We start from the raw sequence: 2,470 nt of genomic DNA, 5'->3' as shown, positions 1-2,470 counted from the left end.
GATCGTAATTTGCTGGTCAACGATCCAATCCTGCAACGCTACAGGATCCGTTCTTACGCTTTCCTTGCACACATGCAAACTGGCGCCTTTGCTCAAATAGGGCCATATTTCTGACACTGCGGCATCAAATGCGATGCTTGCTATTTGACTCGCACGATCTTGCTCCGTAACTTGGAAAAATTGCTGGTGCTTGATCAGTGTGTGATGTTCGACCATGACCCCTTTCGGATTTCCAGTCGTTCCTGATGTGTAAATCAGATAGGCCATGTTGTGCGGCGTCGTGGCGATCGGCGGATTCTGATCGCTCTCCTGCGACAGCATCTCCTGATCGGCAGCGCTGTCCAGACAGATGCGCGTGACAGACTCCGGCACCCATCCGCTTGCCTCGCTCTGAGTCACCAGAAGCTCAATTCCCGCATCGTGCACCATGTAAGTCAAGCGCTGCTGCGGATACGACGGATCCATCGGCACATACGCGCCACCGGCTTTCAATATTCCCATGATCCCGATGATCAGGTCCGCCGAGCGCTCCATGCAGATCCCAACCAGCGTCTCCGGCTTCACGCCTTTCTTTCGCAAGCAGTGCGCCAGTTGGTTTGCCCGCGCATTCAGTTCCCCGTACGTCAGATGGCGGTCTTCGTCAACGACTGCCACCGCTTCCGGCCGTGCCGCCGCCTGCTCCTCGAACAGCTCCTGAATCACCAAATCCCGGGGATACGCCGTCTCCGTCCGGTTCCATATCTCCAGTTGCTGCTTCGTTTCTGCTTCACTAATCAACGGCATCTGGCCTATTGATCGCTCCGGATGCTCCGCCACTTCATGCAGCCATCGCTCGAAGTGTGCCGCCATCCGCTCGATTGTTGACGCGTCGAACAAGTCCGTGCTGTATTCGAAGCTGACGCGCATCCCCTCTTCGGCTTCTTGCACGCCTACCGTCAAGTCGAACTTCGCGACCGACATAAAGCTGCTTATCGTGTCCATCCGGCGTTCCGAGTCCATCGGCAGCTCGCTCGGACGGCTTTGCAGTGTAAACATCGTCTGAAACAATGGCGCATAGCTCGCCGACCGCTCCGGCTGCAGCGCCGCCACGATCTTCTCAAACGGGATGTCCTGATGCTCCTGCGCTTTCCATGCTTTCCCGCGCACTTGCGACACCAACTCCCACATCCGCACGGTACACAAGGGTGTTGACAAAAAATCCGATCATCCCCTCGGTTTCTTCGTAATGCCGGTTCGCAATCGGACTGCCGACAGCGATATCCGTCTGTCCCGTATAGCGGGAGAGGAAACCTTGGTAGGCGGCAAGCAGCGTCATGAATAACGTCGCTCCCTCTTGACGACTGACCGCTTTGAGCTTGACGAGCAAAGCGGCCGGAAGCTCCACTTCATACCGCTCTCCCCGGTAGCTTTGCTGCGCCGGACGCGGACGATCTGTCGGCAGTTGCAGCACAGGCAGTTCCCCGCCCAGTTCTTCCTCCCAATACGCCAACTGACGGTTCATCACGTCTTCGCTCATCCAGTTCCGCTGCCAATGCGCGTAGTCGGCATATTGCAAGGATAGCGGCGCCAATGCCGCTGGCTGCCCTCCCGCAAACGCCTCATACAGCGCAAGCCATTCCCGGACGAAAATGTCCAGCGACCATCCGTCAAAGATGATATGGTGCAGCGTGCACAGCAGCACCCAATCGCTCTCCCCCATCGCGATGACCTGCGACCGAATCAACGGTCCCTCGGCCAGTTGGAACGGCTTGTCTGCCTCCGCTTGTATAAGCGACTTCATCTCGCGCTCCCTATCCTCGCTTGCCAGATGGCGAAGATCCGTCACAGGCAGACGCTCAGGCTGGTGTTCGCGAATGATCTGCACCGGCTCGCCTTCGCCTCGCCAATGACGGTGCGCAGCACTTCATGACGCTGGATCAGCGCATTGTAGGCTTGTTCCAACGCGTCCAGCTTCCAGGCTCCCTGCAACCGCCATGCGCATGGAATATTGTACAGCGGACTGTTCGGTTCCAGTTGATCGAGGAACCAGAGCCGCTGCTGGGCATACGATGTCAGCATATGCACGCCTCGTTCCACCGCTTGAATCGGCGGACGTTTCTCCCCTTCTCCCCCTTGAGCTAACAGCGTTAATCGGCGGGATAAGCTTTCGATCGTCGGGTATTGGAACAGGTCGCGCACCGCCACCTCCACGCCGAACACCTCGCGCAGACGCGAAACCGCCTGTGTCGCCAGCAGCGAGTGGCCTCCCACATCAAAGAAGGAATCATAGATGCCGATCCTCTCCACGCCAAGCAGGTGGCTCCATACCGCTGAAACGAGTTCCTCCGCTGGCGTTTGCGGCGCCGCATAGCCCTCTTGACTCCACGACGACACTGTCGGAATCGGCAGTGCCCTCGTATCGATTTTCCCGTTCGGCGTTAACGGCAAACTGTCCAGTTGCACAAAATACGTCGGCACCATATAGCTTGGC

The 2,470-nt window shown here is 57.7% G+C and carries 1 protein-coding gene and 1 pseudogene; both read right to left on the bottom strand.

Going from position 1 to position 2,470, the window contains the following annotated elements; all coding sequences use genetic code 11:
* Positions 1–1,146, bottom strand: a 1,146-nt coding sequence (locus tag NO352_RS07495) for a non-ribosomal peptide synthetase (protein WP_289355264.1), incomplete at its 3' end; no start/stop codon positions are given.
* Positions 1,097–2,460, bottom strand: a pseudogene (locus tag NO352_RS07490) (condensation domain-containing protein). The gene NO352_RS07495 and the pseudogene NO352_RS07490, both read right to left, overlap by 50 nt.
* Between the last annotated feature and the right edge of the window lie 10 nt (positions 2,461–2,470).

This window comes from Paenibacillus sp. S-12 (assembly GCF_030363895.1).
Lineage (GTDB): Bacteria > Bacillota > Bacilli > Paenibacillales > Paenibacillaceae > Paenibacillus_B > Paenibacillus_B alvei.
The sequence above is the reverse complement of the archived record's forward strand: the minus strand, read 5'-3'. Positions and strand labels throughout refer to the sequence as shown.